The organism is Pseudomonas sp. (assembly GCF_036387035.1).
GTDB lineage: Bacteria > Pseudomonadota > Gammaproteobacteria > Pseudomonadales > Pseudomonadaceae > Aquipseudomonas.
Genome location: NZ_DASVUM010000120.1, coordinates 22709 through 30145, shown reverse-complemented (window position 1 = coordinate 30145; position 7437 = coordinate 22709). Strand labels below are relative to the sequence as shown.

The window sequence follows — 7437 nt, the reverse complement described above, 5'->3', positions numbered from 1 at the left end:
ACCAGCCAATCGACGAATACCCGCACGCGGGCGCTGAGGTGTCGGTTGGGGGAGTAGACGATGTAGATGGGGTTCGGCTCCAGAGACCAGTCTTCCAAAAGCTGAATCAAGGCGCCGGACTTGAAATGGGGTTCCGCCATGAACCTCAGCGTTTGCAACACTCCCATGCCGGCGAGCGCGGCAACAAGCAGCGCGTTCGAGTCGTTTACGGCTACGAAGTAGTCAGCCTCGACGGTGATGCGCTCGTTCGCTCTGACGAATTCAACCGGCAGCCTGCGGTGGGTGCCCGCGAAAAAATAGCGGACCATCTGATGGCCGTTTTCCAGGTCGCTGGGGTGCAGGGGTGTGCCGTGGCTGGCCAGATACTCTGGCGTTGCGCACGTCACGAACTCCAGGCTGCCCAGTCGGCGGGCGATGAGCGAAGGGTCGCTTAATGTGCCGCCACGAATGACACAATCGACTCGGTCCCCTAGTAAATCGACGGGGCGGTCGCTCACGCCGATATCCAGTTGCAGTTCGGGATAGCGCTTCTGGAAGTCCGGCAGCGCGGGCAGTACCAGCATGGTTGCCATGGTCGGCCCCATGTCAACGCGCAGCCGTCCATGAGGACGCGCCTGGGCACTGATCAGATCCGACTCCGCTTCCAGCCATTGATCCACAACTCGCACCATGCGCTCGTAATAAGCAGTGCCGTCATTGGTTAGGGAAATACGCCGCGTGGTGCGGTTGAGCAGCTTGACCCGCAGGTGACTTTCCAGCGACTGGATGTGCTTGGTGACGGTGTTGCGCGGAAGGTTCAGCGTCTGCGCGGCCGTGACAAAGCTCCCGGCTTGCACCACTTGGATGAACGCTTTAACGGATGTGAAGTAATCCACGCTGCGACTTGCTCCGCAAATGGGTTCCGCATGGGATTAGCACGCATACAGGAACAGTGGAGTCATTTTTAGCCGATTTATCCCGCTCAGGCTATCTCTTACATTGATCTCACCGAAACGCAGCCATCCATCCCGGTTGGCGACAAGGAGATCAAACGAAATGGCTCAGCAACTAATTGGCAAAGTGGCACTGGTCACCGGCGGATCACGTGGCATTGGCGCAGCGATCGCCCGACGTCTTGCATCCGATGGCGCCCATGTGGCGTTCAGCTATGCAAAATCGCCGGATCAGGCTCAGGTCGTTGTCGCCGACATCCAGCATCAGGGTGTGCAGGCGCTAGCGATTCAGGCCGACCAGGGCGATACCGCTCATGTGGCAGCGCTGGTGAAACAGGTTCATGCCCACTTCGGTCGACTGGACATCCTGGTCAACAGCGCCGGGGTATTTGTTACCGGTGCCGTTGACGCCCCCGATGCCGATATCGCCGCGTTTGATCGCCAGCAGGCCGTAAACGTCGGTGGCGTGGTGACCGCTGTGCGCACCGCGGTGGGTCTGATGAACGACGGCGGAAGAATCATTTCTCTGGGCACAACCGGCGCCGACCACGTGCCGTTTCCTGGCGCTGCGGATTACATCGCGACCAAGGCCGCCGTGGCGGCTTATAGCCGTGGTTGGGCGCGGGATCTGGGGCCGCGCAATATCACGGTCAACGTCATTCAGCCCGGCGCGATCAACACCGAGATGAACCCTGAAACAGCCGACCATGCGCCCTTCCTGGCGGGCCTCGCAGCGTTGGGTCGTTACGGACAGCCTGAGGATATCGCCGCAGCGGTTTCATTCCTCGCAGGCCCGGATGCGTCTTACATCACCGGCGCCACCCTCAACGTCGATGGCGGCCAGAGCGCCTGATCGATTCAACACCGCGCAATAGGGTCGATGCGTCATGCCGCGTTTAGCGGTGCGGCGCAACTGGCCTGGGCTCTTCATAACGTTTTCTCGACGAGGCGACCATGACGCAACGCATCCGGATCTACCAGCAGGGCAACCCCGCAGTTCTCCAGTACGAAACCTTTACGCTCGAAAAGCCCGCGCGTGGGCAGGTGTCGTTACGCCATGAGGCGATCGGGGTGAACTTCGCTGACACTTTGTTCAGGGATGGCGCCTTTAAAGTACCGCTTCCGTTCGGCATGGGCGTAGAAGCTGCCGGCGTTGTCGAAGCCGTCGGGCCTGATGTTTCAAATCTCAAAGCGGGTGATCGCGTCGGTTATTTCTTTGCGCCCGGCGCCTACGCAGACCGTCGCGTGATCGACGCCAGCGCGCTGATCAAGCTGCCCGCCGACATCTCCAGCGAGCAGGCGGCGGGGCTAATGTCCAAAGGGCTGACAGCTTGGGCCTTGGTCAAGCAGGTCCATGCTCTGCAAGCAGGCGAGACCGTTGTTGTGCATGGTGCGTCCGGTGGCGTCGGCACCTTGCTGGCGCGATGGGCTAAATCGATCGGCGCCACGGTGATCGCTACGGTAGGTTCGGCGGAAAAGGCGCGGATTGTAGAGGGCTGGGGACTGGATACCGTGCTGCGCTCAGATGAGCCCGAACTCGCAGACCGGATCAAGGCAGCCAATGGCGGTTCAGGCGTTGACGTCGTGTTCGACCTGGTCGGCCGGCAGACGCTGGATGCTTCGATCCAGGCGCTGCGCGACGGCGCAGATCTTGTCCATGTGGGCAATGCTTCAGGCGCCGCCACACCGGACACGACGCTGCTGGCCTCTCGGGCCATTCGATACATCCAGCCCTCTACGCCTCAGTACGTCAATGCTGAAAACCAGAACGCAGCCGCCAGCGAGGTCTTCGAACGCTTCCGGGAGGGAGCGCTTGGCCCGCTGGAGCTCTCACGCTACCGGCTGGAAGAAGCGGCGCTGGCGCATCAGGCCATCGCAACGCGCAAGCACACCGGATCGATCCTGTTGATTCCTTGAGGCTGAACCGCCGTCGCGCTGTGTCCCACCGGCAGCGTGCTGCGACAGGCGCTGCACCCGTTTCAACGTCTAGTCTCCTGTCTACTCCCATCGAAGGTATTGCCATGGCCCAGCCACACGAAACCCCGCCCGCCTCGTCTGCACCTGATTTCAACGCCATCCTGCGCGCCAATCTGGAGCAGGTATTCAGCGAGCGAGACGCCGACAAACGCATCGCTGCCATCGAAGCGTTGTTTTCTGTCGACCCCACGATGTACGAGCCCGATGGCGTCGTCACCGGAAAGCAGGCCATTTCAGACGTGGCCGGCGCATTGCTTGAGCAATTCGGGCCTGACTTTTCTTTCGTGGCGCAGGGCGTTGCGGTGGGGCATCACGGGATGGCGTATTTGCGCTGGCAGGCGGGGCCAAAGGAAGGTCCGGTCGTTGTCACCGGTGCCGACGTGGCGGAAATCATTGACGGGAAGATCGTGCGGCTGTGGGTGTTGCTGGATGCGCCACCGCAGTAATTTGCGACAGATGGCCGCCGCGCAGCGCGTGCAATGACGCGTACAAATGGACGGCACCAGGCCGGTGGTGAACCTTCGGCGATGTGGGGGCTCAGTTGTGCAGAGTCACTCTTGCGACCGCCAGGAAGGATCTGTCATGGGAAATCCTGCATTTACCGCCCTGCCCCATGCCCGCGCCCAACGTGAATTAAGCGTGCGCGCGGTGCTGACCGGTGCCGTGCTGGGCGTTCTGCTGACGCCGTCGAATGTCTACGCCGGGCTGAAAATTGGCTGGTCCTTCAACATGTCGATCATCGCGCTGCTGATCGGCTTTGGCCTGTGGCAGGGCTTGGCCAGAAACAGGCAGCAAGGGCCTGCGTGGTCGCTGCACGAAAGCAACATCAACCAGACCGTTGCATCAGCGGCGGCCTCGATTGTCTCGGGCGGTCTGGTTGCGCCGATCCCCGCCTACACGCTGCTGACCGGTCAACAGCTCGACCCGCTGCCCATGATGGCCTGGGTGTTTTCCGTGAGTTTTCTGGGCATCTGGATCGCGTGGTATCTGCGCCCGACGTTGCTGAATGACCATGGCCTGACCTTCCCCGAGGGCATGGCGACGCTGGAAACGCTGAAGCAGATCTACCATCACGGACAAGAAGCGGTGGCGCGGATCAAGGTGCTGTCCGTCGCCGCGTTGCTGTCCGGCGGGCTTAAGTGGATCGACGAATTTATCTGGGCGATTCCGCGCTGGGCGCCCAATTCGGCCTTGGAGCGTTTGACCTTCACCTTGGACCCTTCGTTATTGCTCATCGGCTTCGGCGGCATCATTGGCATCCGCGTGGGCCTGACGTTGCTGCTGGGCGCAGCGCTGGCTTGGGGCGGACTCGCGCCGTACCTGATTGACCATGCGCTGGTGGTGCTGGCCCCGAACGCCAACGGCCCTCAATTTGCCAAGCTGGTGGAATGGCTGTTGTGGCCGGGCGTGAGTTTGATGGTGTGTGCGACCCTGACGTCATTGGCGGTGCGACTCTTTCAAGTGCCCAAGCGCACGCGGGCCGATCAGGGCCCTCGCGCCAAAGTGCGCTTCTCGCCGCTGCCGGCGCTGGGGATGTTGCTCGCGATTGTTCTGGTGGTTTTCCTGCAGACGCAGTTGTTCGGCATCGACCTGTGGATGGCGCTGCTGAGTATTCCGCTGGCGATTTGCCTGGCGGTGGTCGCCGCGCGCGTCGTGGGCGCCACCGGCATTGCCCCGATTGGCGCCATCGGCAAGCTGTCGCAGTTGAGCTTCGGCTTGATTGCGCCGGGCCAGGTCGCGATCAATCTGATGAGCGCCAATACGGCCGGGGGCGCTGCCGGGCAATCGACCGACCTGATGAACGACTTCAAGGTGGGCCTGGCCATTGGCGCGACGCCGCACAAGCAGCTTATTGCCCAGTGCATTGGCATCTCCATCGGCAGCGTGGTCGGGGTTCTGGTGTACCTGATGCTGATTCCTGATCCGCAGACGATGCTGCTCACCGAGCAATGGCCGGCACCCGCCGTTGCGACCTGGAAGGCGGTGGCGCAAACGCTGACCCACGGGCTTGCATCGCTGTCGCCCGAGGTGCGCTGGGCGATCGTGATCGGCAGCGCCTTCGGCGTGCTGCTGGGCGCTATGGATTGCCTGCTGCCGCAACGCGCAGCCCGCTGGTTGCCGAGCACCGCTGCGCTGGGGCTGGCATTCGTGTTGCCAGCTTCGACCTCCGTGATGATGGGCCTTGGTGCCGTTCTGACCTGGTTGGTCAGCTGCCGTTGGCCCAGCGTCACCAAGCGATTCGCGATCACTGCGGCAGCGGGCCTGATCGCCGGGGAGAGCATCACCGGGGTGGGCGCGTCGCTTTGGGAAATGCTGCGCAATGTATAGGGCGCTGAAGCGGCTGAGACGCACTAGGTCGGCACAACGTCTGGCAGGGCGAGGTGCTCTCGTACACGCTTAATGCCTCAGCTTAACGGCCGAGCTTGAGGCAGTTGCAAACAGGCACATAAAGCGCCGCCAAGGGCCCGGAAGCCCAGGCTCTTGGCGGACGGTCGAACGCTACAACTCCAGCGGCTCCGGATTGAGATCAGGATCAACGTCGCTTTTGTCCTGTTTAATCGGGTCGATGTCCGGTTTGACGGTGGCTGGTTGATTGCCAATGTTGGGAGGCGGCGTCAGTTGGAGGATGTTGGAGGTGTAAGTCCACTCTTCCATCACACGTTTGGGGTCGTCATTCAGGTGCGTGCCAAAGCTGGGAACGATCTGGCGTATTTTGTCCTGCCAGGCGGGCGTAGCCACTTTGTCCTTGAACAGCTTTTGCATCACATCGAGCATGATGGGTGCGGCCGTTGAGGCGCCAGGCGAAGCGCCAAGCAGGCCGGCGATGCTGCCGTCTTCGGAGCTGACCACCTCGGTTCCGAGCTTGAGCACGCCGCCGTTCTTCTCATCCCGCTTGATGATCTGGACGCGCTGTCCGGCTTGCCACAGCCGCCAGTCTTCTTTCTTCGCGTGCGGAAAATACTCTTTTAAAGCGTTAAAGCGGTCGTCATCGGACTGCATCAGCTGGCCTGCCAAATACTCAACCAGATCGAATTGATCGATGCCGACCTTGGTCATTGGCCAGATGTTGTGCAGCGTCATGCTGCCGAAGAGATCAAAGTAAGACCCCTCTTTCAGGAACTTGGTAGAGAACGTCGCAAATGGCCCGAACAGAATGACCCGCTTGCCGTCCAGCACGCGGGTGTCCAGGTGAGGAACCGACATGGGTGGCGCGCCGGTGGACGCAATGCCATAGGCCTTGGCCATATGGCGCTCGGCAATGGTCGGATTCTCGGTGACCAGAAACGAGCCGCCTACGGGGAAGCCTGCGTATTCCTTCGCTTGCGGAATGCCTGATTTCTGCAAGAGGGTAATTGCGCTGCCGCCGGCACCGATAAAGAGAAACTTGGCGTCAGTGGCCGACTCAGTGCCGTCCTTCAGGTTTTTATATTCGACGTGCCATGAACCGTCATCGTTTCGGGTGATGTCCCTAACTTCGCTGGACAACTTGAGCGCGAAGTTGGGCCTGCTTTGCAGATAGCTCACGTACTGACGGGTTATCTCGCCGAAGTTAACGTCCGTGCCAATCGGCGTCCAGGTCACTGCAAGCTTCTGATTGGGGTCCCGGCCTTCCATCATGAGCGGAACCCATTTCTTGATTTGCTCGGGGTCTTCCGAATACTGCATGGGACGAAACAGCGGACTGGCCTGCAAAGCTTCGTAGCGCTTCTTCAGAAACCGAATGTTGTCATCGCCCCAGACGAAGCTCATGTGCGGCGTCGAGTTGATGAACGAACGCGGGTTTTTCAGCACGTTTTGCCTGACCTGCCACGAAAGGAACTGGCGAGTAATCTGAAACGCCTCGTTGATCTCCACGGCTTTGCTGATGTTGATCTTGCCGTCCTTGTCCTCCGGCGTGTAATTGAGCTCCGCCAGGGCTGAATGTCCGGTGCCCGCATTGTTCCAGCCGTTGGAGCTCTCTTCGGCCACCGCGTCGAGACGCTCAACCATTTCCATGGACCAACCGGGTTCAAGCTCGTTTAGCCAGATACCCAGCGTCGAACTCATGATGCCGCCGCCCACCAACAGAACATCCACCTTTCGCGTTTCAGCGGCCTGCGCGCTGCACAGATTCAACGACAGACCGAAGCCGGCCATCACCATGAACATTGCACCTTTCATGTCGTCCCTCCCCACATTTCAATTCTCTGCAGCGCATTGAAAGCCTGTCAACGAGTGTGAAGGCAGGCGCATCCGCCGCTGGCTTTAAGGAGCACGCCAACGCCGTTTTGCGCTTCGCTGGCTACCTCGACATCCCGTGACTGACCCGCGCGGATTGCGCCGAAGTCATGCACTTACTTTTCCGACAGGGTCGTCAGGCTCCGTGTCCGGACAATCGACGGATGGCGCCTGGATATGAATCGATCGCATCAACGGGCAATGCTGGATGATCAAATGGATGGCACGACCCCTCCCCCATCCCGCCTCCATCTAGTAACGTATACCCATCCAACGGGCCATCGCGTCTGCGTCAGGACAGCGACCCGCC

At 60.7% G+C, this 7437-nt stretch carries 6 protein-coding genes; 4 read left to right on the top strand and 2 right to left on the bottom strand.

What is annotated here, in order from left to right:
* A partial coding sequence (locus VF672_RS11240; RefSeq protein ID WP_331104678.1) for a LysR family transcriptional regulator occupies positions 1–875 on the bottom strand: 875 nt, incomplete at its 3' end.
* A 160-nt stretch (positions 876–1035) separates the two neighbouring features.
* On the opposite strand from VF672_RS11240, the gene VF672_RS11235 reads away from it, so the two are divergent.
* The 4 genes from VF672_RS11235 to VF672_RS11220 all read left to right on the top strand — a co-directional run bounded on the left by VF672_RS11235 (position 1036) and on the right by VF672_RS11220 (position 5237).
* Positions 1036–1785 carry an SDR family NAD(P)-dependent oxidoreductase gene (locus tag VF672_RS11235; protein ID WP_331104677.1) on the top strand — a complete coding sequence of 250 codons (750 nt, stop codon included), beginning with the start codon at positions 1036–1038 and terminating at the stop codon, positions 1783–1785.
* A gap of 101 nt (positions 1786–1886) precedes the next feature.
* Positions 1887–2849, top strand: a complete 963-nt coding sequence (locus VF672_RS11230) for a quinone oxidoreductase (protein ID WP_331104675.1) — start codon at positions 1887–1889, stop codon at positions 2847–2849.
* Positions 2850–2953: 104 nt separating this feature from the next.
* Positions 2954–3355 (top strand): nuclear transport factor 2 family protein, encoded by a 402-nt coding sequence (locus tag VF672_RS11225; RefSeq protein WP_331104673.1) that lies wholly within the window; start codon positions 2954–2956, stop codon positions 3353–3355.
* Positions 3356–3491: 136 nt separating this feature from the next.
* Positions 3492–5237: an OPT family oligopeptide transporter gene (locus VF672_RS11220; protein ID WP_331104671.1), complete on the top strand. Its 1746-nt coding sequence runs from the start codon at positions 3492–3494 to the stop codon at positions 5235–5237.
* 171 nt (positions 5238–5408) lie between these two features.
* On the opposite strand, the gene mqo is transcribed toward VF672_RS11220, so the two are convergent.
* Entirely contained in the window at positions 5409–7058 is a 1650-nt protein-coding gene (mqo, locus tag VF672_RS11215) for a malate dehydrogenase (quinone) (RefSeq protein WP_414705593.1), read from the bottom strand.
* Positions 7059–7437: the final 379 nt, after the last annotated feature.